Source organism: Treponema sp. OMZ 857 (assembly GCF_024181085.1).
Taxonomy (GTDB): domain Bacteria; phylum Spirochaetota; class Spirochaetia; order Treponematales; family Treponemataceae; genus Treponema.
On sequence record NZ_CP051147.1, the window covers coordinates 1,115,315 to 1,140,818 of the forward strand.

Consider the following 25,504-nt stretch of genomic DNA (forward strand, 5'->3'; position numbering starts at 1 on the left):
CCTTTGGGAGACTGAGTTGTTTGATGAATTAGCGCCGTTAGATGCGCTTTCCGATAAGGATTTTAAAACCATTTATGATGCGGTAATACCGGCACTGTACAAGGTTGCCTATAATGTTGTACGGGAAGAAGATGCTGCTGAAGACCTGTGCCATGATGCGCTGATTAAGATGACGGAAAAGGAGATGAAATTTCCGTCGTTAAATGATGCAAAGTATTGGCTTATCAGAGTGGTAAAAAATGCAGCGCTGAACTATGCGAAACGGCGAGTGCTGGAGCGGAAAGTATATACGCGTGCCTTTAAAGAAGATCAGCGTAAAATAGACTCCGGTGAGACTGCGCTCTTGAAAGATGAAACAATTCAAGATGTACAGCATGCATTGGAGCAATTGCCTGAAAAACTGCGGATAGCACTACAGCTTCGTGAATATACCGAGTTGAATTATAAGGAGATTGGACGTATCCTTGGTATTAGCGAAGGAAATGTGAAAGTCCGTATTTTCCGTGCACGGGAATATTTAGCAAAAGTTATAGGAGAAGATAATGTCTACATGCCCTAATAAAGATCTTTTGTCTGCTTATATCGACGGTGAAATTCTGTTCCCTTGGAAAGGAACAATAGAACAGCATTTACAGCAATGTGCTACATGCAAAAAAATATACGGTCAATATATGATGGTGCACCGTTATATGCAAAAACCAACGGCCGAAGCGGAGTTTGATGCGGGGGATTCTTTTGCTAAATTGCTTGAAAAGCGAAATGCCGTATTACAGAATAAATCGCAAACCCAAAAACGGCGATGGGCATTAAGCTCAGGTGAACGGTGGTTTTCGTCTTCCATTCGCATTCCTGTTTCTGCCGCCGCAGCCGCTATTCTGGTTTTTGTCTTTTTGCCGCTTATATTATTCTTCAAAGTAGAACATACTATCAATTCAGTTGCTGCGGCTCAGTCTTCTTTTACTCCGATTATTCCCGTTTCGCTTGAGAAACAAAAGCCTATTACCGAGATAGATTACGGCATTACCCAAACAAGCGGTACTCAAAACTATGCCGTATCGACTAAAGCAGTGAATACTAATGCTAAGTTCTTTACGGTCGGTGAATTTACCCGTTTGTATTCAAAAGATGAAAATTTATTTCAGCCGGTTGAATCTACAGTCGATCTTAAAATTTCTTCTTCGTCGTTTCCGCTTTCATCGGAGTATCAATCGCTTTATATCATCGCTGATCCCAATATAAGAATAAGCAATCGATGAAGCTTTTTTATCTCATAAGAAAGTATCCCTTTTTTCGCTTTCTTATTTTTTCATTTGTTATCGGCGGTATAGTAGCCGGTATTATTTTCTTTTCTCGATCTACCATTCGTTCCAATGTTATTACAGCCGTGTCTCCTCAAGTGACCGTGCCGGGTGAACGCGTTACTGTAGCAGGTAAGAATTTTGGACAGCCTTCAATCCATTCATGGCTTATGATCGGCAATGACAGAATTAAATCCGACCGGTGTATTGAATGGACTGATACGAGGATCGTTTTTGAAGCACCTGATACTCTCTATGAAGATATGCTGTACGTAGTGACTAAGAATAAGCAAGGAAATGCAGTCATGTTGGTGAATCAGACTGTTTTTCCGGTTAGTTCAAAACGTACCGCAGACGAAAATCTTCCGTTTATCGACTCTTTGGAGACCGATTCGGGCAATGTGGGGGATCTGATTTCCATTCACGGCAAAAACTTCGGTCATGCGCGTAATAATTCGGTTGTACTATTTACAGGAATGCAGAATACCATTTACGCACAAAATACTGCAAAAGAAGCGGTGTTGACCGGCGCCGAATGCAGCGAATCGGATTTTGATTACGAATTTTGGAGCGATCGTGAGTTGCGGATACGGGTACCCGATGCCGCGGATACGGGAAATGTCGTGATTATTACCGAAGCGGGGATGAGTAATCCTGTAGCGTTCCGGTTGAAAAACAAATACGGTACAAAAACCTATACGGATACGAGGACATATCGTCTTGTTTCCGAAGTTGAAATTTCCGATTTTCTGGCAGAGACGCCGAATACCTTCTTTTTGCAGATACCGTTGCCGCAAAAAATGGAAACACAGCGTACCGTTACTATTAATTCCGTCCAACCGGAGCCGTTTGTACCCTCATATCAGGGTGCGAGTATTTACCGTTTTCATAATGTTGAATCCGGCAGTAAAATACAGATCCGGCAGGAATACAGCGTATCCCGCAGTATAGTTGAAACGAATGTTAATGTTGCGTCTCTCAGGAGGACGGAGCAAAATAATCCGCTTTTGTATGCCGCATATACCGAATCCGATGATTTCCTTCCTGCCGATAACGCAGTAATTAAAAAGATATGTCGGCAGATTGTCGGCTCTGAAACGAACCCTTATAATAAAGCACGGCGTATCTACACCTTTTTAACCTCCGAGATAAAAGCACGGGAAAGCAGCGCGGCAGATGCGGGACGATCTATTCTTACTGCCTTGGAAGAGAAAAACGGCAGTGCGTATGATCTTGCACTGCTGTTTTGTACGCTTGCCCGCGCTGCGGGTGTACCGGCTATTCCGGCGGCCGGACTATTGGTTGATCAGGAGCAGAAAGCTGTGCTGCATTGGTGGGCAGCATTCTATATAAACGGTTTCGGCTGGGTTCCCGTTGATCCTGCCCTTGCGTCCGGCATTCCTTTTGATACCGGTGTCGCCGATAAGGGAAGATGGTATTTCGGTAATTTGGATGCCTATCATATTGCGTTTTCTCGTGGGTATCAGAGTCAAGCACCAATGCTGCCGAACGGTAAAACGACGGAAAAGGTTCGGAGCTATGCCTTTCGGTCTATTTGGGAAGAAGCAACGCCGAATATCAGCGGCTACAGTTCACTCTGGCGGATCCCGAAGATAACAGGCGTGTACTAAAAAGAATTGCATTTTTTTAAATTAATTATTACATTGTAAAATGTAAAACAGCCTGTAAATGGGCGATAACTGATAGTGTTTTTTACTTGTTTTATGATCTAAAGTAAACTTCCAATGCGAATGAGGAGGATCTTTATGGTACGTGTTTTATCGGTAGGCGGATCAATTGTGGTGCCTCAACAGCCTGATGAAGCCTTTTTACGGGATTTTGCCGCCCATATACGCAGATGGCTCAGTGTGTCGGCAGAGAGAAAACTGATTTTAGTTGTCGGCGGCGGCGGTCCCGCTCGAATGTATCAGCAAGCATATAAAAATATTACAGATAATACGCCTTCAAATGATGAGGCCGATTGGATCGGTATTATGGCGACACGGCTTAATGCGCAGCTCTTAAAAGCTATTTTTTCGGATATATGTCCTAATCCCGTTGTGTACGACCCTACGGCTGTGGAGCTTTTTTCCGGGCAGGTATTGATAGCAGCCGGCTGGAAGCCGGGCTTTTCCACCGACAACGATGCTGTTTTGCTGGCGGAACGTTTTTCTGCAAAGCAGGTTATCAATCTTTCCAATATCGAAAAAGTATACACTGACGATCCTAAGAAAAATCCTGATGCAAAACCGATTGATTCGATTTCGTGGGAGCAATTTATTCGGTTGGTTGGTACGGAATGGGTTCCCGGCAAAAATGTGCCGTTTGATCCGGTAGCAAGTCTGCGTGCTCAAAAAGCGGGGATACAGGTAATCTGCGCCGGCGGTACTGATTTGAATAATCTTGATAATATCTTAAATGGCTGTCCTTTTAAAGGCACGACAATAGGCTAGACGTATGGATTATTATGAGGTTCTGGGAGTTTCGAAAACTGCTTCCGATGAAGAAATAAAGAAAGCATACCGCGCAAAGGCGTTGCAATATCATCCCGATAAAAATCAGGGAAATGCAGCTGCCGAAGAAATGTTCAAAAAGATAAATGAAGCATATTCCGTATTGTCCGATTCCAAGAAACGCGCCGATTATGACCTCGGCGGTACCGCATCGCAGCAATACGGAGCCTATACACAACAGTATGCACGGCAAAATCCTTTTACCTATAACCCGTTCGCAGAAGAAGATGATGATCCGATGTTCGGTCAATCGTATCACTGGACGTTTTACCATTCGCCACAGCAGGAAAACGAACCGGTTTCACGGCGCAGAGGATTGAGCGCTTTACTCGCCGGTATCTTATATCTATGGTTGGGCTTGTTAAGCTTCCGTGTGATATACCTCTTCGGCTTTTTAGGTCTTTTTATCGGTGTGCCGTTGCTGGTGAAAGGTGTTAAAAACCTGAAAATAGCATTTGTGTCATTTTTTAAAAGCAGTTAGCGTTCGCGGAAAATAATTCTTCCTCTGTTAAGGTCGTAGGGAGAGAGCGCAACCTTTACGCTGTCGCCGGGAACAATGCGGATAAAATGTTTGCGCATCTTTCCCGATAAATGCGCTAAAATGACATGACCGTTTTTTAATTCAACACGAAACATCGTATTGGGAAGGGATTCTTTAACTATTCCTTCAACTTCAATTGCTTCTTCTTTAGCCACAATTCCTCCAAAAAAAACACTTGCTTTTTTATTGAAATAACGCGTATAATTGTAGAGTCTATTCATTAGTTTGTCAACTAATGGAAAGGGGCATAAAAAGAAAGGAGTTATAAAAAATAGATGGAAAAAGAGTTTTATCAAGAGATGAAGCAATCGCTGCATGAGCGCCGTGCCGAAATTATCAAAACGTTTGTAGCAAACCATGAAAGTTTCAAACAGATTATTGAATCGGTCGATCCTAAAGATTTCGGCGATATCGCTTCGGAAGATACCGATCGGAAGATGCTGGAAAGCATGAATGAAAAAGATGCCAAACGGATGCAGTTAATTGAATCCGCTCTTGCCCGTCTCGAACAAGGTAAGTATGGCAAGTGCATCAAGTGTGCAAAAAAAATACCGGAAGACCGGCTGCGGGCGATCCCTTATGCATTGATGTGTATCGATTGTCAATCTGAAACCGAACGAAAAAAACGCTAACCCATACAAGGGGAGATACAATGCAAAGAGTTTTTTTATTCATCGCGGACGGATTTGAAGAAGTCGAAGCGATTACGCCGCTCGATTACTTGCGCCGCTGCGGAGCCGATTTGACGTTGGTTGGAGTCGGTGCAAAAATTATTCGCTCGTCACGCGGACTGGCCGTTACCTGCGATCTTGCCTTATCCGAACTGATCGGAGAGGGTGCAGACGCAAAAAAAAATGCCGAGCGGTTGGCAGCAGATACCGTATTGGCAATACTGCCGGGCGGTCTTCCAAACAGTCGTACACTCAGTGAAAGTACCGATCTTTGTTTTTTTATAACCGAGACGGCAAAACACGGGGGATTTGTTGCAGCAATTTGCGCGGCTCCGGCGCTTGCTCTTGGCGAATGGGGGTTGCTTGATGGGAAGCGATTCACCTGCTATCCGGGTATGGGGGAAGATTTACCGACGCAGCCTGTAAAGGGCGCACGTGTCATTCGTGATGGTCAATTTATTACTGCCTGCGGAGCGGGAGCTGCCGAAGAATTCGCTTTTGCTTTGGCGGATGCCTTGTACGGCGAAAAGAAACTTGCTGAGCTGAAAAGCTCAATCGTCGCCCGGTAGTACGGTACATATTGATAGTATAATGAAGATAAACGGTTATCAAGATTGGAAAGAAGCGATGCTGTTCCTTCCTGAACGGACATTTTTTCTCTTAATGCGTCTGTATCTCGGGGAAATTAAAACGCCTTTTAATAAGCAACGTCTTGTAGAGAGTCTTGGCGGGTTTTTGTCGAAGCCGGAGACACAGCGGACGATGGTAGAAAGCCTTGACCGCCTCGACCTGCTGATTTTAACAGCCGTTCATACGCTGCCGGTGGCCAACCGCGGCGCATTGCTGATATTTTTATCTTCTGAAACTGCATTACAAACGCGGCTGACCAATCTGGAAGAGCGGCTTATTCTCTATCGGGATAGTTATACCGATGATTACGATAGAGTAATAAACAACTACAAGATTAATCCTTTTTTGTATAAAGCCGTCGAACCTTTGTTGGATTCGCGCTCGCTTTTTTTCCCTCAGCAGGAAAAGGATCCTCAGAGTGAGGCAACGCTTTGCGATGATATCGTATTGGCGGGACTCTACACCTTTTTTCTCAAAGAACCCGATGTGCTTAAAATGAATGGTGCTTTTAAAGTGAGAGCCGAAAAGCAGCTTAAAGCGATTTTTCAAGATACGGCAACGGATATCGGCGCTTTTAAAACGCTCTGTACCGGCTTAGAAAACCTCGGTTTGCTGATAGTGGACTCTGCAAGCCTTATTCCTCAGCAAGGGCGATGGGAGGAGTTTTTTAAGCAAAAGCCGTTTGACCGAAAGATGTATATTGTTGCCGCAATGTATGGTCATGTGCGCCGCGATAGTATGCAAAAAAGGGCACAGTTTTTTTCGGATTTTTTAACCTCGCTTGATCCGCGCGGTTTGTATGACGATACCGCACTGAAACGTTTTTTCGATTTTTTATATATGCGTTTATATGTCGAAACAACCGGAGATGCCTCGATTTTCCCTGATATGATGAGTGAGGATGAACTGCGTATGATCGATACGCTCAAAGCGCTCAAGTTTTTACTGCCGGTTGGAGACTATTGGCAGTTGAATACTGCCTCTTTTAATCAAGAATCGGTAGAGCAGCGGTTGATTGCCGCTCCTTCATTTGAGATAACGCTGTTACCCTTTACGGCGCTTGGGCGGATATTTCCGGTGCTGAGCTGTATGGAACCGGTATCTATTTTGACAACCGGCCGGTTTAGTATCACACGGACAGCCTGTTTGCGCTGTTTTGAGCGGTGCAGCACTGATAAAACGTTGATCGCCTTACTGGAGGAAGCTTCCGGAGGGACACTTCCTCAAAATATAAAGGTAAGTATTTCCGAATGGTATTTGCAGTGTACCGCCGTCGGTTTATACTATGGATTTGTGATAACCGTTGCAGAAGACAAACGGAAGCTTTTTAAGCAAAATGCCGGGCTGCAGGATATCATCTATAAGGAGTTAGCCGACGGTGTATATCTGATAAAGCAAATGGATTTGGATTCGGTTCGCACGATGGTCAAGTCTGCCGGTTTAGATGTAACTTTTTATACTACAGGTTCTACAGACCGTTATACTGCTACCGGATTTTCTTCTATTGAAAATCGGCATTCTGTGCTTGATAATTTTGATAAAAAAGCAAAAAAACAGCATACGGCGCAATGTAAACAGGAAAAAAACTATTCTGAGCATATTCGGGAGCTGCAAGCTGTTGTAGATACGATGCCCATCGATCAGTATAATAAACAAAGCTTAAAAGAAAAAATTGCGAAAAAGCTGATTATCACCAAAGAGCAGCTATATGGAGCGCCGGCTGACAACGAAGTCCGGGAGGTTTCCGGGCTTGATTTTTTAGGCAAAATCCACCTTGCAGAAACTGCGATTACCGATAACAGCCGTTTGGAGGTGTCTATCGATGGTGCTTCCGGACGGCGGACAATTACCGGTATTCCTATTACAATTGAAAAAACGGATCATGATGCGGTATTGGTGATGCAGGGAGAAAATGCTCCATACAAAGAAAAAATTTCGATTGCCGGTATCGTAAAGATGAGAGCATTCCGCAGTTCATTGTTTTCGTAATGCTGATGTCCGGTTCAAACTTTTGAAAAAAAATCCGATATTGTAATCGAGATATTGGGTTTTCTTGCGGAACGAGGAGGGTTTAAGACGATGGGGGCATCGTTTATATTAGCGCCGTCTTTATTGAGTGCAGACTTTTCACGGCTTGCTGAAGAATTACAGTTTATTGAAGCAAACGGAGGGCAATGGGTGCATCTTGATGTGATGGACGGCGCCTTTGTACCGAATTTAACATTCGGCGCTCCTGTTGTACGCAGCTTGCGGCGTAAGAGCACTCTTCCTTTTGACGTGCATTTGATGGTTGCCCGTCCTCAAGATTTTGTAAAAGATTTTGCGGCGGCTGGTGCCGATTATTTTACGTTTCATATTGAAGCGGCAATTCATGCCCATCGGCTTATTACGGAAATCCGCGCGGCGGGTATGAAGCCCGGCGTGAGTATCGTACCGTCAACCCCTGTACATCTTTTGGATGAGGTGTTACCCTTTGTCGATCTTGTGTTGGTGATGACGGTTAATCCGGGCTTTGGCGGACAAACGATGATCCCCCATTGTCTCGGTAAAATTGAGAAACTATGTGAGTACCGTAAAAAATACGGTTATCGCTATTTGATTTCGGTTGACGGCGGCGTCAATGCGGAAACGCTTCCTGCTGTATGTAATGCAGGTGCCGATGTTGTCGTTTCGGGATCATCTTTTTTTTCCGGAGAGATAGAGAAATGAAAAAAAAATTAGTATTGGTTTATCTTGTGTGCTTTGGTATGTGCAGCCTTTTTGCAGGCAACGATGACTTACTGGCCGGTCTTGATGCGTATAGCCGCGGTGATTGGACTGCTGCTGTGGAATCATTAGAACGGGTGATTACTACGGCAGAACCGAACGACCGTACTGAGGCGCTCTACTGGCTCGTAATGTCCGAAACTTCTGCACAAAACTATGAGCGTGCATTGGAGTATGCCGATGCATTTTTGGAAGCAGCCCCTGAGGATGAACGTGCCGCCGAGGTGAGCTATCAAAAAGGACGGCTTTTACATCTGTCGGGCTGCTATGATGCATCATCGGAGAACTTCTATGAATTTATTGAAAAGTATCCCGACCATCCTAAGATTCCGTCCGCTCATTATTGGATAGGGGAAAATTTTTACGCAGCGGGGAATCACGCCGAAGCCCGCAAAATTTTTAACGACGTTGTAGTAAATTATCCGCAGTCGGGAAAAGTAAACGAGGCACGATATAAAATCGTACTTATCGATCAACAGGCGGTTCGGGAGGAACTTTTGCGGATGGCGAGCGAAACCCATTCCGCATCGGCAGAGGCTGAAAAAATATCTGAATCCACCGAACCGGAGCCGAAATCCGATAAAGCCGCCCCGAAATCCTATGAAGCAAGTGCCTCGATTGCGTCAGACAGCACGGACAGCAATACCGCAGATGCACTGATTACGGATGAAGCTGTTATAACGGTTGCTGGAGATACTCCCGATACTACCACGGATGCCGGCAAACCCGATACAACCGAGACAGCGGTTGCATCAGCCGAGCGTACGGAAGCTGCACCGGTTGCGGAGGCTGCTCCATTAATGGAAGAAGAAAAGCAGACCGAATACTTTACCGGCCGCTTAGCGGTGTTGGAGAAAAAAATCAATGAAATTTCTGCAACGCTTTCTCTGATTGTTGAAGAACAAGAAAATCAGCGTATGCGGGAACAGCAGCAACAAAAAGAACAAAAAGAAGCCAAACGGCAGAAACTTGAAAGACGTCGTCAGGAATTGGCAGAGCTGAAGGCTCGTACCAAGACCTTGGAAAAACTTTATGAACAGCGTACAAAAGGAGCAAAATAATGCGGATACTCAATAAAAAGATGATTCTATTGTGCCTCTCGGTATGGTTGCTGAGCGGATTATTTGCAGCGGAAAATACAGTCGAAATGGTCAGTGATCCGCTCAAGCTGGTTATTTACCCTAATACGGGTAATTTCTGTTTATATCATTCGAAGGCCGAAGATGCACGCTCGTATGAGCCGCTGTATGATGACCGCTCTCAATCTTCCGTGAATCTTTATTCAGTGCTCTTTAATGGAGAGATACACCATCTCAATAATAAAAGCGGGAAGAAAATTATTATTAGCCAGTCAAAAAATGAGATAACGGTTATGTTCCAGATCAGTATGGACTTTTTGGCGACGCAGACGTTTTCATTTGTACCTTCAAAACAGCGGTCAACGGGGAAGCTCTTAAAGGTCGTAACCGAAATTCAAAACATTTCGGGAGATATTGCCGATATCGGTTTAAAGGCGTTATTTGACACGTCGTTGGGTGAAAAGAATCTTGTTCCGCTGTATACGGACTTACGCAGCGAAATCGGAGCGGAACTGATGCTGCAGCCTGTATTGGAAAAAGATTCCGTTATCTTTTCTGCGGATAGAGGATATGCCTGCCTCTTCTTCTTACGAAATGAATATGCGACAGTACCTACATCCGTATATATTGCAAATTGGGAGCGGCTGGTAACAAAGAAGTGGCTGCCTTCTTATGTAAACGGTAGATCCTTCCGTAAGTATGCATTTTCCGATCCCGGGCTTTTATACGTATGGTCTGAAAAGAAGATTCTTTATAAAGAGACGTTCAGTGTTACAAATTGCATCGGTTTTTACGATTACCGGAGTACAGCTGATAGCGTAACGGCATATTCGGCATATACTCAACAGGTAGCGGGAGAGACGGTTGTGCCCGTTGCAGCACCGGTTATTAGCAAGCCTACCGTTACTACCGTTTACCGGGCTGCTCCCATAACTCAACCGGCTGCTCCTAACACACAGCCGGCGGATAGTTCTGTTTCTTCGGCATCTGCAGAGCAGTCTGCTGCCGTTCAAGCCGCCGAACAGAATCCACCGGTAAAACCGGAAGAACCTAAAAAAGATTACCGGTATGTGCAGGAGCTGTTGGATAAAATTGCGGAGCTTGAAAAATCATCCGACTCATTATCCATGGAAGAGATTGCAAAATTACGTATAGAAGTAGATAACGCAATAGAGGCTATGCAGGAACAATAATGCCGTCATCGATTCTTGAACAAGCAAAAAAACAATTTGCGAAGGGGAATTATCAACAGGTCATTAACTTATTGGAACCGCACGTTACGCAATACGTTGTGTCGGGCGATACCAAAGATGTCGTGTATAATGCTTCATTTAACAAATCGTTTCCTTTTTATTTGTATTTAGGACTTGCTTGTTTACATGCCGGGGATATCGGCGGTGCCGTTGATTATTTGACCTGTGCGCGGCGTATTAAAATGACTGATCCCGATTTGCTGTGTGCGCAGGCCGTGCTGTTTTTACGGCGCGGTGATACTGCTCGTGCGATCGACTATTATTTGGAAGCCATTGAGTATAATCCTAACCATGAATTGGCACGCAGCGGGTTGGAGTTTATTCGAACTCATAATACGCCGGAGGCAATAGGAGACGCCGTTCAATCGGGCGAAATAAAGAAGTTTTATCCCCGCCCCGGTGTGCAGGCCTATATCAAAAAAAGAATAATCTTGTTTGCCTGCTTTGCAGCTGCAGTGTTTATTGCGGCGATTGCAGTAACGATATTGATAAAATATCCGCTGTCAATACGGACTCGGAATAATAATAGAGCCGACCTTTCGGCGTTCACATTGCTGTCGGATGAAAAAGCGCGTCCGATTGATACGGGCGGAACGTATCGGTATACGCTCTCTGAAAAAGAGGTACTTGCGGCATATCGGAATGCACAGAAATATTTTCAGGATTCACGGGATAACCTTGCTCAAATTGAAGTTAACCGGATTTTGTCTTCAAATGCCGCTCATTCGATTAAACAAAAAGCTCGATTGTTGATGGACTATTTTGCAACACCGGGTTTTGATACCGTTCGGGATATTCCTGCTTACAGTGATGTTCGGGCTGATATTCCGCTCTATCTTGATTGTTGGACAATCTGGTCGGGGCGTGCAACAAATGTGCAATCCGATGGGGACAATACGAGTTTCGATCTTTTGGTAGGGTATAGCGAGCGCATTCAGCTGGAAGGTGTTGTCCCTATCTTTTGTAATTTTTCGGTCAGGATAGATTCTGAGCGCCCGATAGAAGTATTAGGGAAAATTCAGCAGCGGGGCGGTATCCTTTTTTTAAAAGCTGCCGGTATTCATCAAAGCCAAGTACCGGAAAACAAACGCTGATTGGAGAAAATATGTATACGGCGGAAAAAGTACGGATAGGCGGCAAGGGCAGCGTTCGGAGTATTGAGCTTGGCGGAGATAGTCCTATTGCTATCCAGACTATGTGGAAACAGCCGCTGAGCGGAGATACCTTGCAGGAGACGGCACGGAAAATTGCCGAATTGGAGCAGCTCGGTTGTGATATTCTCCGGTTTGCCGTACCGGATTCCGAAAGTGCCGAAGCGTTTGTCAAGCTTACCGGAATGACGCCGATGCCGCTTGTTGCCGATATTCACTTTGACTATCGACTTGCGTTGCGCTGTATGGACGGCTGTGCTGCAAAAATACGTATCAATCCGGGAAATATCGGAACGGAAGATCGGGTAAGCGCGGTCATTAAAAAAGCACAGGATACCGGTACCGTACTCCGCATCGGTGTCAACAGCGGCTCTCTCCCCGCCGATATACGGAACCGTATGGAGCAGGAAATCCGCGAAGGACGCAATGCAGAGGAGGCGAGGGCAGCCGCATTGGTTGCCGGGGCGCAGCGGGAAGCGGCGCTTTTCTATAAACACGGCTTTTCGCAGTACCTTGTGTCGATGAAAGCCTCATCCGTAAACGAAACGGTTATTGCCAATGAACTGTTTGCTGCCGAATCCGCTGCGCCGCTCCATTTAGGTGTTACGGAGGCGGGGCCTTTGGTTTCGGGCATTGTCAAAAGTACGCTCGCATTTTCAAAGCTGCTTGAACGGAATATCGGCGCTACCGTGCGGGTAAGCCTTTCCGATACTATGGAAAATGAGGTTATTGCAGCGCGGGAAATTTTGACGGAATGCGGTAAACGGAAAGGCGGTATCAGGTTGGTGTCGTGTCCGCGCTGCGGCCGTAACGGTTTTGATGTTCACGGGTTCGTTGCACGCTGGCAGCACCGGCTTTTTGCTGAGAAGAAAGACTTGACTGTTGCGGTGATGGGATGTGTTGTCAACGGGCCGGGCGAGGGAAAATTTGCCGATATCGGGATTACCGGTGCGGAAAACGTTATCCTGTTGTTTAAGCGGGGCGTTATCGTTCAGCGTATCGATATACAAGGCTTGACGGAAATGGAAAAAAATACGGTTGTCGATGCAGCCTTTGAAAAGGAGCTGAGGAGTTTATGAAAAAGTTAGTAATAGCATGTTTTACAATCCTTATCAGTGTGTGTCTGTATGCACAAAAAGTATCGACCGACTCGTTGGAGTACCCTTGGCATCTGCTTGAGCAAGGAAAGGTTGCGTATGAAGGACGGGAATTCGGCAAGGCTCTCCTTTTGTTCAGACAAGCACGGGAAATGCATAAAACACAGGTAACCGCTCAATATGATTATCTTTTCGCCGCACTTAAACCGCATCAGGTACGGGCTGCCGGTGATCTTATCTCGGATGTATACCGCGTGTTGGAAAAGCGGCAGGATTATGAAGCTTGTGCAATTCTTGATAGAATTTTTCTTATTCATCCTCCTGCTTATTTTGATAAGTCGATTTCTGCAGTACTTACATGGTTAAAAAAGAGCGATGTCTATCCCGAATGTGACTATCTTATTGGGAAGGTTTATGAGCTTGAAGGAGAGCTTACTCAGTCCCGCAGATTTTATCAATCTGCATGGGAAGCGAGAGAATTTTTATACATCCCCGATATGCGGTTTGAAATTATTTATTCGCTTGCACAAATTTCCGGTTTATTAAAGCAATATGACGATCAGGAAAAATACCTTCTCCTTATTTTAACGGAAGATCCGGTGTATGGAACTACCAATGTAGAAAGTCCGACATTGAGGGCGATGATCCATACGATTAAAAATGAACAGACGGTTGAAAAGTTTTTTTCATTATATCGGCATCATAATGATATAGCGCTTCGTGCTTATATTGAACTGACCGATATTTATCTTCGTGCCGAAGAATACGATCGCGCATTTAGAACTGCGCTGCTCGGCGCCGATATTGCTGTTACGTATTTAAGCAATACCTTGAAAAAAGCTGATTTTATGTATACGTACAGTAACTTTTCCGATCTATTGCAGAGAATCGGTACAAATAATGAAATCTTACAATGGACGGAAACCAAGCAAATTTGGAATGTCTTTTTGCAGTTCGCAGATTTGTTGTACCGGCAGGGATTTGTCGTACAAGCAAATGATCTCTATCACAAATTGTCGGAGAGCTGTCCTTCTTTTACGTATGCAAAGGAAGCAACTTACAGGCTTTCTCAAACTTTTTAAACGAAAAGCACTGCTGCATCGGCAGCGGTAAAACCGGGGAGATGGAAGATGAATATACACGACTACGGATTTTATCGGGTTGCTGCGATAGTTCCTTCTTGTGCAGTTGGCGATTGTACCGGTAATGCCGAACGGATTATTGGTGCATTGCGGAAAAGCGCCGAAATGGGAGCCGATATTGCCGTATTCCCCGCATTGGCTCTAACATCCGCCAGCTGCGGTACTTTTTTCGGACACCGGTCATTACTGAATGCTGCTGAAGACCGGCTTGCGTATATCGTCCGGCAAACTTCCATGGAGCCGATTATCGGTGTGGTTGGTTTTCCGTTCTTTTTTTCGGGTAATATCTACAGTGCTGTTGCCGTCTTCAGTAGAGGAACTATTTACGGCATTGTACCGCTGGATGGAACCGCTCACTCCCGCGTTTTTTCCATGTATGACGGAAGAGAATCTTCGGCAATTCTTACCGGTTTGCAAAATACGGCTATTCCGTTCGGTTCCGATTTGCTGTTTGAAGTAGAAAAAAGCCGGTTTTCGTTTGTAATCGGCAGCCCAAAAAATGTACTGAATCAAAGTCAAGCCGGAACTAAAAATGCTTCTCCGGATGCGGGCAACGTCCTACCGGTAACCGGATCGGCGTTATACATTGAACCGCTCGCACAGGCTTCGTTCACCGGGTCTTTTACGGAACTTTGCCGCAGCGCTGCCGCCCGGTCAAAGCAAGAAAGAAATACGGTTCTGTTTGTCAACGCCGGTTGGGGAGAGTCTTCAACCGACACTGTCTGTGCGGGCGAGCGCGGCATTTACGAAAACGGCGAGCTGCTTGCGGCGGCAAACGGGTTTGAACTGTCTTCTTTTAATAAAACAGGCGATTTCAATTTTTCCGGCTATGAAGATGACGTCGCTATTACCCTTGCAGATATGGATTGCGAAGCGCCCTCCAGTCTCGGTCGCAGTTTATCGGTTTGCCGCCGTATTGTCATTCCTGCCATACCTTCCCGAGGGGTTCTACTTGTTCGTCCGCGTAACCCCAATCCGTTTATTCCGCTTGCGGTGCAAAATAACGAGCAAGCATGGGAAAGTTTTTTCTCACAGGTAACGGAGCTTCAAGCGCGCGGACTTGCAAAGCGGTTGTACCACACCGGTTGTAAAAAGACAGTACTTGGGATTTCCGGGGGTCTGGATTCCACATTGGCGCTCTTTATTGCGATACTCGCTTCGCGAATGCTCCGTCAGAAAGCCGATTCGGTTACGGCAATTACCATGCCCGGCTTCGGAACAACGGACAGAACCAAATCCAATGCGCTTAAACTTGCGGAATTACTCGGCTGTACCGTTCTTACCATTCCTATAGAAAAGGCGATGCTGCAACATTTTGCGGATATCGAGCACCCCGCAGATCTCTGCAATACGGTCTACGAAAACGCGCAGGCACGGGAACGAACTCAAATTCTGATGGATAAAGCAAACCAGCTTGGGGCGCTGCTTGTCGGGACTGGGGATCTTTCCGAATCCGCGCTCGGATGGGAAACGTATAACGGCGATCATATGTCGATGTATAATGTCAATGCCGGGCTCCCCAAAACCATGTTACGCCATTGCATCGGCTATGTTGCGGTATATCCGTCAGTATTTTTACCGGATGCCGATAAGCATACCGAATTCCGCGTTATTGTGCAGGATATTCTCGATACGCCGATCAGTCCCGAACTGCTGCCTGCACAAAAACAAGTCATCACGCAAAAAACCGAGGATATACTCGGCCCCTATGAGCTGCACGACTTCTTTTTATATTATCTGCTGCACACGGATTTTAGCCCTGCAAAAATCCTTTTACTTGCAGAGCATTGTTTTTCTACGGAGCAGCGGTATAACCGTCAGCAGATACTCGGCTGTATGCGTATTTTTTACCGACGCCTTTTTTCTCAGCAGTTTAAACGTTCCTGTGCTCCCGACGGCGTGCAGGTAGGATTCGGCAGTTTCTCCCCGCGGGGAGCATGGCAAATGCCGAGCGACATGAATGCTGCCGTATGGCTTGCCGAACTTGAAAAGTTGTCGGAAGTGTGATATATCTTTCTAATGTTTCAAACAATTGCCGCGTGGATAGGACAGTATATTTCTTATTTTCCATTGGTTATTTTTATCAGCTTGTTTCTCGGAGGATTCAATCTTCCGATTTCGGAAGATATCATTGTTATTACTGCTGCTTTGCTCTGCAAACAAGAGAAGGCCTCTATTCCTGCCTTCTATGCTGCTCTTTATTTTGGTGCAGTGATCAGCGATTATCTTGTGTACTTTTGGGGATGGCTTTTAGGGCGCGGCAGAATTTCGGAGAAATTTTTTTCAAAATTGATAAGTGAAAATAATATAAGGCGTATTTCCAGTGCACTTGAACGGCACGGCTTTCTAACTTTTTTATTCGGGCGTTTTATTCCTTTCGGTATACGTAATATTATTTCAATGACATCCGGCTTTGTTAATTTTCCGTTTTATAAGTTCGCTTTTTTTGACGCTATTGCAGCGGTTTGCAATATTTCGGCTTTATTCTGGCTCGTCTACTTTCTTGGACAAAGGGGCAGTCATTTTATGAAGATCATCGGAATTGTCCTTTTACTTCTTTTTATCGGCTTCAGTATTTATGTTATGCGATCGGAGAAAATCTTTAAATCTTCACAAAAGAAATACAATGTCGAATGATGTACTTATCGAAAATAGATATATATCGGTAAAGAGGAGACTGTATGAATAAATTCGCAATTATTGGTTTAGGTGCGTTCGGTGTCCGTATGTTGGAAGAGCTGCTCCATTTTACCGATGAAGTTATCATTATAGATAAAGATCCTAATCTTATTAAAAAGTATGAAGGCAAGGCCGTTAAAGGCTCTGTCGTGAATATTACCGATGAAGAGAGTCTCCGGAAAAATATCCCCCAAAGAATCGGTACTGCTATTGTTGATCTGGGCGGAAGGATTGAACTTTCGCTGATGGTAACCAAATATTTAAAGCAGCTTGGTATTAAAGAGATTGTTGTAAAGGCTGAAACCGACCAGCATGAGAATCTGTTGTCCATGGTTGGGGCAACTAAAGTGATTTTTCCCGACCGGGAAGCGGCAAAGCGAGTGATGCCGATGCTGGCATCGACTCTATTGTTAAATTTTATGCCGATTTCAGCGGATCTTGCATTGGCGGAAGTAAGCATTAACGAAAAATATATCGGCATGACTCTTCTTGAAGCAAATCTGCGGAAAGAACTTGGTCTCAATGTCGTTGCGGTACGGAAGCAAGACTGCGAAAGTTTTGAATTTATTGAACCGGACTATCGTTTTGCCGCAGATGATATTCTCCTCTTAGCAGGCTCGGAAGAGCATATTTTTGTTTTTTCTCATCATAAGGAAGATTTGCATAAAAAAGAACATGCAAGCCTTTTCCGTATGCTTTTTCCGCGCTTTCATCTCTAAATATAGAGGCTAAAAAAGATATATTGACGGTCAGCTCGGTTTATGGCATTATAAATCACTTATGCAAAGACTAAGGAAAACGCTCTCTATTGCGGTTGTTATGATGTTTTTAACATCATTTCCTATTTTCGCCCATGACTTTAGTTTTGGGGTAAAGCTATTCGGCTTAAGTATCCATCCAAGTGGTGCCCCAAATTATCGGCTGTTTCCATGGAAGCTTGATCCTAAGGGTATCGTTGTCTTTAATCCTGGAGTAACGTTAAATTTTGAATATTTTGTGTGGCGGGATATTATTTCCATAAAAGTGGTACAGGGTCTTTATGGTGATTGTGCGATGCAGTTTGCGGGCTTTTCTCATCTTGGTTTTAGGGTACGCTTTTTAAAAATCGCTCGGTTCTCGATGAATGTAGGCATAGGACCGACATTTTTATATAAGCGGAGTTGGTATAAATTACCTAATTATGATCCTTCTTCAGAGTCTTATAAAGGGGGAACAAAAGGTGAGGATTGGCAGCACCTCTTTTATTGGTATGCCGGCGAAATTGAGACAAATATTAAGGTAAATGACAATTTTGATGTTTCCATTACCGTTATCCCGGGAATACCGGAAATAATCAATTTCAGTGCAGGTTTTCGGTATAATTATCACGGAAAAAAGGTATAAACCTCATAGTTTCTTAATCTAAATTTCAATTTTGTTGATTTGTCGTTCCGCATACGGCCAAAAGAAATGCGCAATAATACCGCTTGCGAGCAGCGGAATACCCGCAAAGCACGGCAGATAGTAGTCCTGCGGTATGGATATCAGCGATGCTGCCGTTATAGTGATGCTGAACAGCAGTAGGTCGGAAAATAGCATAATGATAGTGTTGAGATTATGCTTGACTGCCCCTACGGGCGTGTCCCAGTGGAGTTTGGGATGGGCGGTATCCAGCATCAGTGCAAGAAGGTTGCAGAAAAGGGCAAGCGAGAGTGCAATTAGCAGTGCTGCTATAGCGGCTGAAGGCTTAAGAGAAAAAAGCAGGGTCGTGCCTCCAACGCCAATGAGTGAACCGATACCGGCAAAGAGCATTGCATGGGCGAGCTTAGCTTGCATATAGTGCTTTATCGAAAGGGGAAGGTTTTTTATCAGCCAAAGATTTTTTGCATCACGGGATACGGCTGTTGCTGCTGTACCGGTTGCCGAGCCGAGAAAGGCTCCACATACTCCTGCAATCACAAGTCCTGTAGTGCTTTGCATAAATAATTCTGCCTCCGGCGGCAAAGTAAGCGAGCCGGTAAGGTACATAATGCCGTAGATGAGTGGCAGTAGTATCATAGTGAATGGGCCGTTTAAAAGATAAGCCGGCTCGCGGTTCATCATATGAATTTCCCGTAACAGCAGCGTACTAAAGGCTGAGCGCTGTGTGAATCCGCGGCGGATAACCTTTACTGTTTCGGAAGCTGTGAGCCGTTTTAAGGCCTGTTCATCAAACCCGTCTAGTGTCTTTTCATACACCCCCGAAAGCAGCCCGATTATTGCTATCGGCACGGCAATGCAGACTGCGAGAAACGGCAAAAAAGAACCGATTGCTGTAGAAAGAGAGTTTGCTGAAAGGGCTGCTGCAAAAAAACGCACGGGTAACAAACAGCGCGTAACGGCAGCAATAAATGGCCGGTAGCGTGTAAAAGCTTCTACTAAGTCTGAACTCCCGTGCAGCATATTGATTGATTGTACAAAATAATTGATTCCGAGTGCTATTACGATGCCGAGTAAACCGGTGATCATCATTACGAATCGGCGTTGCTTAAAAATCTTCGTTATCCTCATAACACCGATATTGATTAGATAGCATAGTCCGATAAGCGGCAACGGAAAAAACATGGCGCCGGTTACTGCCATGATATAGAATGGAGCCTGGGAGTGTTCATAGTGTCCGTATACTGCTGCAGTAACTCCAAAAAAACTCACCGAAATAATTGCAGCCGGTAAACAATGTGCAAAAAATTTTGCACCGAAAAAAATACGGGGCGGAATAGGCATTGCGCGCAGCGTTTGCTCGATGTTACCGATAAAGTAAGTAGAAAGCGTCAGTAAAAAATTGGAAATAAAGAGAAATACAAAGAGCGCCGTTATTTCGATTTCAAAGAGGAGGTGTTGCATCCCTAAGGGCTGTAAGCTCTTGTAGAGATTCACTGCAATCATTCTGAACAATGCGATAAAGCAGCCGCCGATGTATATCAAAAAAAGGATAAAAAGTCCGGTTTTAACGATAGATACGGTGGTGTCTGCATTTTCGGTAATATTGTCGGAACTTTTTCTGTTTCCGGCGATAGCTTCCGTAATATTTTGTGCCGCTTGCTCTTGTTTGTTTCGGCTGCTGCCGTGAATACGGCTCTTTTTTCCCCGGATAAAATCTTGCCACCGGCTAATACCGAATACCATCATCGCATATATGCGGAATAGGGACTTAAAAACTGCAATATACTGTATGCCGATTTTGTTTTTTTGATGCATATACATATACCTTTGCGGCTATTATAATACGGTTATCACTTTTCTGCAATTTAGCATCTTAAGCTGTCATTACACAGAAAGACAGGCGGAGAGATGCTGTAACAGCTTTTCTCTGCCCGTTTTTTTTGTAGAAGAGGTTACGATTATTTCATCCTTGCTGCATTCAAAAAAGGACGCAAGGGCAAGGAGCTGGGTTGCCTGTTCGTTTTTACTGAGCTTGTCGGCTTTGGTTGCCGTCAAGACAGCGGGTATGTTGTGCTCCCGGAAAAACTGTAAGGTTTGCAGTTCTATTTCAGCAGGATCACGCCGGATATCCATCAATAGGAATACTGTTTTAAGTGTAGATCGGCTTGTGCAGTAATCATACAACATAGCGTCAATCCGCTTCCGTTCCGCTTGGGATACTTGCGCAAAGCCGTAGCCGGGTAAGTCGGCAACGCAAAACGATTCTGCACTTGGCGGCTTTCCTGCCGGAGCATTCACCGCAAAAAAATTGATTTCCCGTGTCATGCCCGGCTTTGAGCCTGTTTTTACGAGGTTTTTCCGATTAAGAAGCATATTGATCAGCGAAGACTTTCCCGCATTGGAGCGTCCGAAAAAAGCAAACTCGGGAACGCCTATCTGCGGGAATTGCTTACTGTTAATTGCCCCTTTGATGAACTCGGCGGATACGATCTTGAGCATACCGGTTGTGCTAATTCCCTCAGCCTATAGTCCAAACAGGCGGGCGTAGGCGGCGAGTTCGGGCGGCATATCGTGCGATAAGACTTTTTTCGCAAGCACCTTGCCGAGCTGAACACCTTCCTGATCGAAACTGTTGACATTCCAGATAAAGCCTTGGAACATTACCTTGTTTTCGTAGTGTGCAAGCAGCGCGCCGAGCGCTTCCGGTGTAAGCGCCTTTCCGTAGATAAGGCTTGAAGGCCGCCCTCCGGCAAAGCTCTTATTCGCATTTTCATCCTGTTTACCGAGTGCAAAGGCTGTAATCTGCGCGACAACATTGGCAAGCAGTTTTTGCTGACTGGTAGAGCCTTCCACGGTAATGTCTTTGCCGTATTGACTTTCTTCAAAGCCGATAAACTGGAGCGGCACAATATCGGCGCCTTGATGCAGCAGCTGATAGAATGAATGCTGTCCGTTTGTTCCGGGCTCCCCAAAGATAACCGGCCCTGTTTTATAGTGAACCGGTTCGCCGAAGCGGTTCACCGACTTTCCGTTGGATTCCATATCCAGCTGCTGCAGATGAGCAGGGAAGCGGGAAAGCGCTTGGCTGTAGGGCAGAATAGCGGTGCTGCCGTAGCCGAGGATATTCCGTTCATAGACACCGATCAGCGCATCCATGAGCGCGGCATTGTTAGTATGGTTCGGCTCGAGGGCTTGCTTGTCCGCAGCTGCGGCTCCGGCGAGGAGGGCGTCAAAGGTATCCGCCCCGAATGCGAGCGAAAGCACCGCACCTCCGCACGCAGAGGTGGAAGAGTACCGTCCGCCGATAAAGTCATCCATATAGAAGGATGCAAGGTATGAAGGATTGTTGGCAAGCGGACTGCTTTCGCTCGTTACGGCAACCATTTGCTTTGCAGGGTTTAGTCCCGCCGCTTGCAAAAATTGCCCGACGAAGCGTTCGTTGGTGAGCGTTTCGAGCGTGGTGCCGCTCTTTGAAACCAAGATAAACAGCGTTGTCGATAAGTCCAGCGCGGAAAGTACCGCCGCTGCATCGTCAGGGTCTACATTCGATATAAAGTGAGCGCGGAGCTTGAGTTTGTTATGCCGCTCCCCCCATGCTTTTAGCGCAAGGTACAACGCACGCGGGCCGAGATCCGAACCTCCGATACCGATCTGTACAACATCAGTGAAGGGCTTACCGGACGGAGCGGTGATGGAACCGTTTCGGACAGCTTCGGAAAACTTACGGACTTTTTCCTGCTGTTCCAAATAAAAGGTACGCATATTTTTGCCGTTGTAGATAACATCGTCGCCAAGCTGTCCGCGTGTCAGATGATGCAGGACTTTCCGGCATTCTCCGGTATTGATTTCTTCGCCCGAAAGGAGCATTCGGTACTTTAATGTTACTTGCTGTTCATTCGCGAGCATACCGAGTTTTGTGAGGATGCTTTCGTCAACCTGCTTTGCAGCATAATTGTAGTGCAGACCGGCAGCCATCGGTATGGAGTATCGTTCTATACGGTTTGCTCCTCCCGTTCCTTTCATCCATTGTGTGAGATCCGGTATTTGTGCTTCCTGCAAATCTCGAAACAGGGAACATTCATCTAAGTTTTTCCACATAATCGTCTCCTTTGTAGCTGTTTCCTATAAAATAAAACGCCGGTAAGGGAAGAAATCTACTGTGTATTCTTCGGAGTAGCCGTGTCATCATTGGTAAGGTGCTTTTCTTTTTCAAAATGAATGAGCGCGAAGAATAATATCCCCACCAGTGAAAGCCCGATAAGCGTTGCTAGTGCCATCAGTCCTTGTGAGATAACCGCCAGCGTTACGAATATATCTATAATGATCTGTAAAATCATTACAGTAACCAATGCCCCCCGCGGCGAATAGCCGATGAGCATCAGCTTATGATGAAGGTGCATCCTGTCCCCTTCCCGTATCGGTTTTTTATCCCGTATACGCCGCCAAATTGCGGCAATCATATCGAAAATAGGCAGCATCATAAAAATAGCCGCGAAAGGAGCAGCAGCAGTTTCATATCCATCATTTCTGGGTACGAGCGGGAGTATTGCAAGTACAAAGCCGAGAAACTGAGAACCCGCATCTCCCATAAATATCTTTGCTTTAGGGCGGGAAAGATTAAAAAATAAAAAACCTATAATCGCAGCAGTCAATATGATACAGGTATAGGTCATAGAAAAATGAGGCGGTAAATCCGTACAAAATAAAACGATATAGCTGATCAGCAATGAAGCGCTCAAACAGCCTACTTGTCCGTCGATGCCGTCCATCAAGTTTACGGCATTGGTAACACCGGCAATCCAGAGTACCGTTATCGGATACGCAAAAATACCGAAGGGGATGAAAAGACTGATAGGGCCAAAACTGATACGGGTGAAACGGAAGCCTGCGTAAACGACGATACCTGCTGCAACTAATTGAACAATAAGTTTATAGATAGCCCGCCAGTTTTTTAGGTCATCCCAAAGTCCCATAAAGAAAATTAAGCAGCCTCCGATGATAATAGCCGTAAATTGGTGGCTTATAACGATACTGCCCGGAAATGTGAAGTAGGTGATAAAGACGCTCAATACAAAGGCAGAAAAGAAACCGACACCGCCTAACCGCGGAATTTTCCCCGAATGGATTTTTCTACCGCCGACGTCATCGTATAAGTTGTGCCGTTTTGCAAAAAGAATTACAAGGTATACAAAGAAGGCTGATATGGCGCAGGGGATCAGCATCGTGAATATGATAAGCTGCACATGTGTCAGTTGCATTAAAACCTCAATGGAAACGTCATTATTAACTATTCTTACCTTTGTTCAGCGAAACTGCAACGCGCAGAATACGCAAAACTTTGTAGCAGATATGATAGCCGATTAAGCCGTAAGATACAAGTATCAGAGCTTAACCGGCTTTTATATTTTGTTATAGCGACGGGTAGGAACCTTCCCAGACAATTTTTTTATACATATCGGGATCGGTATCTCCTTCCGTAGAAAAGCACAGTATCTTTGAATTCTTATCGAGCTTTAATGCCGCGCGTAAATCCTTCATATCATCGTGCTGCATAATTGCGGATAAGAGGCCGAAGGGGACGGCACCCGATTCTCCTGAGGTAACCGGCGCATCTCCCTTAATAGGAGCCGCAAGCATACGCATACCGCGGGCGGAAACCCAATCGGGTGCGGAAACAAAGCAGCTGGTGTTATTCTTTAGGATGTCCCAAGAAATGGTGTTCGGTTCGCCGCATGCGAGCCCTGCCATAATGGTTTGCAAGTCGCCCGTTACAAAATGCGGTTTTCCGTCTGCTGCAGTTGCCGACCGGTACAAGCAGTCTGCAGCGCGCGCTTCCACGACAACGGTAATGGGGCAATTATTGGGGAACAGATTTTTAAAATATCCTTGTACGGCTCCTGCAAGTGAACCGACCCCTGCCTGTACAAAGATATGGGTGGGGCGGTCTACGCCGGCTGCCTTGAGCTGTTCGGCAGCTTCAAGCGCCATCGTACCGTAGCCCTGCATAATCCATGCGGGGATTTCTTCGTACCCATCCCATGCCGTATCCTGTACCATAACGCCGTTTTCCGTTTTTGCGGCAAGCGCTGCAGCCATACGAACACATTCATCATAGTTGACGTTTTCTATAGTAACCTTTGCGCCTTCTTTTGCGATATTATCGAAGCGGGTTTTAGTAGAGCCTTTGGGCATCAGCACGACCGATTTTTGACCGAGTTTATTTGCAGCCCAGGCCACGCCTCGTCCGTGATTGCCGTCGGTTGCGGTAAAAAACGTAGCCTGCCCGAATTCTTTCCGCAGTTTTTCACCGGTTAATACCTCGTAGGGGAGTTCCGAAACATCTTTTTTAAGCTGCTTTGCAATATACTTTGCCATCGCAAAGGAACCGCCGAGTACTTTAAAAGCATTTAAACCGAATCGCCATGATTCGTCTTTGATAAATACCGACCCGACACCAAGCATATCCGCCATATTTTTTAATGGAACGAGCGGTGTTGGTGCATACTGCGGGAAGCTTTTATGAAACGCGTGTGCCTTATTGATTTCGTCTAAAGCCATTACCGCAAGCTGTTTGTTGTCCGTTTTCGGAAGCTTATTTTCCGACCACAGAATCTTCTCCATAAGATAACTCCTTTTAATCTTTTAAAATAGAGAACCGCTAAAATCCGTTTTTTTAAGGATTCTCATTCAAAAAAAAATTGTTAGAATCAAAATATTTATGAGCTAATCATAGCACAGATACAAGATATGTCAAGTTCAGTCAGGGCAAGCGCATCAGGCTGTTTTTTAGCAGCCTAATGCGTTTGCCCGGATGGCTGTGGTCTAAAGCTCTTTGAGGCGGTGCCGAAACTATAAATAGATGCCGTCTGCTGCAAGCGAATAATTTTATGGAGAGCGGCACACTGCATCGTTTTTCGTTATAGTGGAGGGTAATGTATGAAATTGTATTCGATTAAAAGTAATCCGGGTGATGTATCCTATTTTTCAATTCTGAACGAAACGGATAAAGGATATTTTATCCGCATCTGCCATGATAAAGAAGGATATGAGAAAATCAGCGAAGAATTTCTTGATAATGATATGTTTGCACTCTGCCTGCGTACCGGATATATCAGCGAAGTTCCTGCCGAAGCTCACGGAGTCGCCTAATTGGTTAACAATGCTGCACCTCTCTAAACACTGAAGCTTTTAGAGGGGGGCGGGTATACACGGTGGAAACGCCGAAATTCTTATCTTTTTCTCTTGTCATTTGTATAAAAATAGTACATAGTAGGCCGTAATAC

General features: G+C 45.3%; 25 protein-coding genes. 19 read left to right on the forward strand and 6 right to left on the reverse strand.

Translation table 11 applies throughout. The annotated features are described in order from the left end of the window. Positions 1–16 precede the first annotated feature (16 nt). The 5 genes from E4N66_RS05165 (at position 17) to E4N66_RS13005 (ending at position 4,292) form a co-directional block, all read left to right on the forward strand. Positions 17–559: an RNA polymerase sigma factor gene (locus E4N66_RS05165; protein ID WP_044015908.1), complete on the forward strand. Its 543-nt coding sequence runs from the start codon at positions 17–19 to the stop codon at positions 557–559. Further along, entirely contained in the window at positions 543–1,256 is a 714-nt protein-coding gene (locus E4N66_RS05170) for an anti-sigma factor family protein (protein ID WP_044015910.1), read from the forward strand. The genes E4N66_RS05165 and E4N66_RS05170 overlap by 17 nt, the downstream gene beginning before the upstream one ends. Continuing rightward, a complete protein-coding gene (locus E4N66_RS05175; protein ID WP_253729221.1) occupies positions 1,253–2,929 on the forward strand; it encodes a transglutaminase domain-containing protein in 1,677 nt (558 codons plus the stop codon). Before E4N66_RS05170 ends, E4N66_RS05175 begins: the two co-directional genes overlap by 4 nt. Positions 2,930–3,064: 135 nt before the next feature. Continuing rightward, entirely contained in the window at positions 3,065–3,751 is a 687-nt protein-coding gene (pyrH, locus tag E4N66_RS05180) for a UMP kinase (RefSeq protein WP_253729222.1), read from the forward strand. Positions 3,752–3,755: 4 nt separating this feature from the next. Continuing rightward, positions 3,756–4,292, forward strand: coding sequence for a DnaJ domain-containing protein (locus E4N66_RS13005; protein WP_044015916.1), 537 nt, complete (start codon positions 3,756–3,758; stop codon positions 4,290–4,292). On the opposite strand, the gene infA is transcribed toward E4N66_RS13005, so the two are convergent. Next, positions 4,289–4,507, reverse strand: a complete 219-nt coding sequence (gene infA, locus E4N66_RS05190) for a translation initiation factor IF-1 (protein WP_016523428.1) — start codon at positions 4,505–4,507, stop codon at positions 4,289–4,291. The genes E4N66_RS13005 and infA overlap by 4 nt on opposite strands. Before the next feature lie 120 nt (positions 4,508–4,627). Here infA and E4N66_RS05195 point away from each other — a divergent pair, with 120 nt between their 5' ends. The 13 genes from E4N66_RS05195 to E4N66_RS05255 all read left to right on the forward strand — a co-directional run bounded on the left by E4N66_RS05195 (position 4,628) and on the right by E4N66_RS05255 (position 18,203). Beyond that, positions 4,628–4,984 carry a TraR/DksA family transcriptional regulator gene (locus E4N66_RS05195; RefSeq protein ID WP_044015918.1) on the forward strand — a complete coding sequence of 119 codons (357 nt, stop codon included), beginning with the start codon at positions 4,628–4,630 and terminating at the stop codon, positions 4,982–4,984. Between the two features lie 20 nt (positions 4,985–5,004). Then, positions 5,005–5,592, forward strand: coding sequence for a DJ-1/PfpI family protein (locus E4N66_RS05200; protein WP_253729223.1), 588 nt, complete (start codon positions 5,005–5,007; stop codon positions 5,590–5,592). Positions 5,593–5,614: 22 nt separating this feature from the next. Continuing rightward, complete coding sequence (locus tag E4N66_RS05205; RefSeq protein WP_253729224.1) at positions 5,615–7,642, forward strand: hypothetical protein; 2,028 nt, start codon at positions 5,615–5,617, stop codon at positions 7,640–7,642. Between the two features lie 90 nt (positions 7,643–7,732). Continuing rightward, on the forward strand, positions 7,733–8,362 hold the full coding sequence (gene rpe / locus E4N66_RS05210; RefSeq protein ID WP_253672497.1) for a ribulose-phosphate 3-epimerase: 630 nt from the start codon (positions 7,733–7,735) through the stop codon (positions 8,360–8,362). Next, positions 8,359–9,480, forward strand: coding sequence for a tetratricopeptide repeat protein (locus tag E4N66_RS05215; RefSeq protein WP_253729225.1), 1,122 nt, complete (start codon positions 8,359–8,361; stop codon positions 9,478–9,480). The genes rpe and E4N66_RS05215 overlap by 4 nt, the downstream gene beginning before the upstream one ends. Further along, on the forward strand, positions 9,480–10,691 hold the full coding sequence (locus E4N66_RS05220; protein ID WP_253729226.1) for a hypothetical protein: 1,212 nt from the start codon (positions 9,480–9,482) through the stop codon (positions 10,689–10,691). Before E4N66_RS05215 ends, E4N66_RS05220 begins: the two co-directional genes overlap by 1 nt. Further along, positions 10,691–11,845, forward strand: a complete 1,155-nt coding sequence (locus E4N66_RS05225) for a tetratricopeptide repeat protein (RefSeq protein ID WP_253729227.1) — start codon at positions 10,691–10,693, stop codon at positions 11,843–11,845. The genes E4N66_RS05220 and E4N66_RS05225 overlap by 1 nt, the downstream gene beginning before the upstream one ends. Before the next feature lie 11 nt (positions 11,846–11,856). Beyond that, on the forward strand, positions 11,857–12,981 hold the full coding sequence (gene ispG / locus E4N66_RS05230) for a (E)-4-hydroxy-3-methylbut-2-enyl-diphosphate synthase (RefSeq protein ID WP_253729228.1): 1,125 nt from the start codon (positions 11,857–11,859) through the stop codon (positions 12,979–12,981). Beyond that, positions 12,978–14,081 carry a hypothetical protein gene (locus E4N66_RS05235; protein ID WP_253672487.1) on the forward strand — a complete coding sequence of 368 codons (1,104 nt, stop codon included), beginning with the start codon at positions 12,978–12,980 and terminating at the stop codon, positions 14,079–14,081. The genes ispG and E4N66_RS05235 overlap by 4 nt, the downstream gene beginning before the upstream one ends. A 48-nt stretch (positions 14,082–14,129) precedes the next feature. Continuing rightward, complete coding sequence (locus E4N66_RS05240; RefSeq protein WP_253729229.1) at positions 14,130–16,148, forward strand: NAD(+) synthase; 2,019 nt, start codon at positions 14,130–14,132, stop codon at positions 16,146–16,148. 12 nt (positions 16,149–16,160) lie between these two features. Further along, positions 16,161–16,778 carry a DedA family protein gene (locus E4N66_RS05245; protein WP_253729230.1) on the forward strand — a complete coding sequence of 206 codons (618 nt, stop codon included), beginning with the start codon at positions 16,161–16,163 and terminating at the stop codon, positions 16,776–16,778. A gap of 44 nt (positions 16,779–16,822) precedes the next feature. After that, positions 16,823–17,539 carry a potassium channel family protein gene (locus tag E4N66_RS05250; RefSeq protein ID WP_253672483.1) on the forward strand — a complete coding sequence of 239 codons (717 nt, stop codon included), beginning with the start codon at positions 16,823–16,825 and terminating at the stop codon, positions 17,537–17,539. 100 nt (positions 17,540–17,639) lie between these two features. Further along, entirely contained in the window at positions 17,640–18,203 is a 564-nt protein-coding gene (locus E4N66_RS05255) for a hypothetical protein (protein WP_235619685.1), read from the forward strand. Between the two features lie 18 nt (positions 18,204–18,221). Here E4N66_RS05255 and E4N66_RS05260 read toward each other — a convergent pair whose 3' ends face one another. The 5 genes from E4N66_RS05260 to dpaL form a co-directional block, all read right to left on the reverse strand. Next, the gene (locus E4N66_RS05260; protein ID WP_253729231.1) at positions 18,222–20,036 is read right to left on the reverse strand and encodes a putative ABC transporter permease subunit; all 1,815 of its coding nucleotides are present in this window, start codon (positions 20,034–20,036) and stop codon (positions 18,222–18,224) included. Between the two features lie 69 nt (positions 20,037–20,105). Then, complete coding sequence (yihA, locus tag E4N66_RS05265; protein ID WP_253729232.1) at positions 20,106–20,720, reverse strand: ribosome biogenesis GTP-binding protein YihA/YsxC; 615 nt, start codon at positions 20,718–20,720, stop codon at positions 20,106–20,108. Positions 20,721–20,744: 24 nt separating this feature from the next. Continuing rightward, positions 20,745–22,319: a glucose-6-phosphate isomerase gene (locus tag E4N66_RS05270; RefSeq protein ID WP_371922450.1), complete on the reverse strand. Its 1,575-nt coding sequence runs from the start codon at positions 22,317–22,319 to the stop codon at positions 20,745–20,747. 56 nt (positions 22,320–22,375) lie between these two features. Next, complete coding sequence (locus E4N66_RS05275; protein WP_253729233.1) at positions 22,376–23,479, reverse strand: MraY family glycosyltransferase; 1,104 nt, start codon at positions 23,477–23,479, stop codon at positions 22,376–22,378. Positions 23,480–23,630: 151 nt separating this feature from the next. Next, complete coding sequence (gene dpaL, locus E4N66_RS05280) at positions 23,631–24,842, reverse strand: diaminopropionate ammonia-lyase (protein WP_253729234.1); 1,212 nt, start codon at positions 24,840–24,842, stop codon at positions 23,631–23,633. A 315-nt stretch (positions 24,843–25,157) separates the two neighbouring features. On the opposite strand from dpaL, the gene E4N66_RS05285 reads away from it, so the two are divergent. After that, positions 25,158–25,370: a hypothetical protein gene (locus tag E4N66_RS05285; protein ID WP_044015951.1), complete on the forward strand. Its 213-nt coding sequence runs from the start codon at positions 25,158–25,160 to the stop codon at positions 25,368–25,370. Positions 25,371–25,504 lie beyond the last annotated feature (134 nt).

Bases quoted from the DNA above. Each gene is read 5' to 3' on its own strand.
- E4N66_RS05215 (WP_253729225.1), top strand. From the start codon at position 8,359: ATGAAAAAAAAATTAGTATTGGTTTATCTTGTGTGCTTTGGTATGTGC.
- E4N66_RS05285 (WP_044015951.1), top strand. From the start codon at position 25,158: ATGAAATTGTATTCGATTAAAAGTAATCCGGGTGATGTATCCTATTTT.
- E4N66_RS05245 (WP_253729230.1), top strand. From the start codon at position 16,161: ATGTTTCAAACAATTGCCGCGTGGATAGGACAGTATATTTCTTATTTT.
- E4N66_RS05175 (WP_253729221.1), top strand. From the start codon at position 1,253: ATGAAGCTTTTTTATCTCATAAGAAAGTATCCCTTTTTTCGCTTTCTT.
- E4N66_RS05270 (WP_371922450.1), bottom strand. From the start codon at position 22,319: ATGTGGAAAAACTTAGATGAATGTTCCCTGTTTCGAGATTTGCAGGAA.
- E4N66_RS05195 (WP_044015918.1), top strand. From the start codon at position 4,628: ATGGAAAAAGAGTTTTATCAAGAGATGAAGCAATCGCTGCATGAGCGC.
- E4N66_RS05260 (WP_253729231.1), bottom strand. From the start codon at position 20,036: ATGCATCAAAAAAACAAAATCGGCATACAGTATATTGCAGTTTTTAAG.
- E4N66_RS05250 (WP_253672483.1), top strand. From the start codon at position 16,823: ATGAATAAATTCGCAATTATTGGTTTAGGTGCGTTCGGTGTCCGTATG.
- E4N66_RS05205 (WP_253729224.1), top strand. From the start codon at position 5,615: ATGAAGATAAACGGTTATCAAGATTGGAAAGAAGCGATGCTGTTCCTT.
- E4N66_RS05170 (WP_044015910.1), top strand. From the start codon at position 543: ATGTCTACATGCCCTAATAAAGATCTTTTGTCTGCTTATATCGACGGT.
- yihA (WP_253729232.1), bottom strand. From the start codon at position 20,720: ATGCTCAAGATCGTATCCGCCGAGTTCATCAAAGGGGCAATTAACAGT.
- E4N66_RS13005 (WP_044015916.1), top strand. From the start codon at position 3,756: ATGGATTATTATGAGGTTCTGGGAGTTTCGAAAACTGCTTCCGATGAA.
- E4N66_RS05225 (WP_253729227.1), top strand. From the start codon at position 10,691: ATGCCGTCATCGATTCTTGAACAAGCAAAAAAACAATTTGCGAAGGGG.
- rpe (WP_253672497.1), top strand. From the start codon at position 7,733: ATGGGGGCATCGTTTATATTAGCGCCGTCTTTATTGAGTGCAGACTTT.
- E4N66_RS05275 (WP_253729233.1), bottom strand. From the start codon at position 23,479: ATGCAACTGACACATGTGCAGCTTATCATATTCACGATGCTGATCCCC.
- E4N66_RS05255 (WP_235619685.1), top strand. From the start codon at position 17,640: ATGATGTTTTTAACATCATTTCCTATTTTCGCCCATGACTTTAGTTTT.
- E4N66_RS05240 (WP_253729229.1), top strand. From the start codon at position 14,130: ATGAATATACACGACTACGGATTTTATCGGGTTGCTGCGATAGTTCCT.
- E4N66_RS05200 (WP_253729223.1), top strand. From the start codon at position 5,005: ATGCAAAGAGTTTTTTTATTCATCGCGGACGGATTTGAAGAAGTCGAA.
- pyrH (WP_253729222.1), top strand. From the start codon at position 3,065: ATGGTACGTGTTTTATCGGTAGGCGGATCAATTGTGGTGCCTCAACAG.
- dpaL (WP_253729234.1), bottom strand. From the start codon at position 24,842: ATGGAGAAGATTCTGTGGTCGGAAAATAAGCTTCCGAAAACGGACAAC.
- E4N66_RS05235 (WP_253672487.1), top strand. From the start codon at position 12,978: ATGAAAAAGTTAGTAATAGCATGTTTTACAATCCTTATCAGTGTGTGT.
- E4N66_RS05220 (WP_253729226.1), top strand. From the start codon at position 9,480: ATGCGGATACTCAATAAAAAGATGATTCTATTGTGCCTCTCGGTATGG.
- ispG (WP_253729228.1), top strand. From the start codon at position 11,857: ATGTATACGGCGGAAAAAGTACGGATAGGCGGCAAGGGCAGCGTTCGG.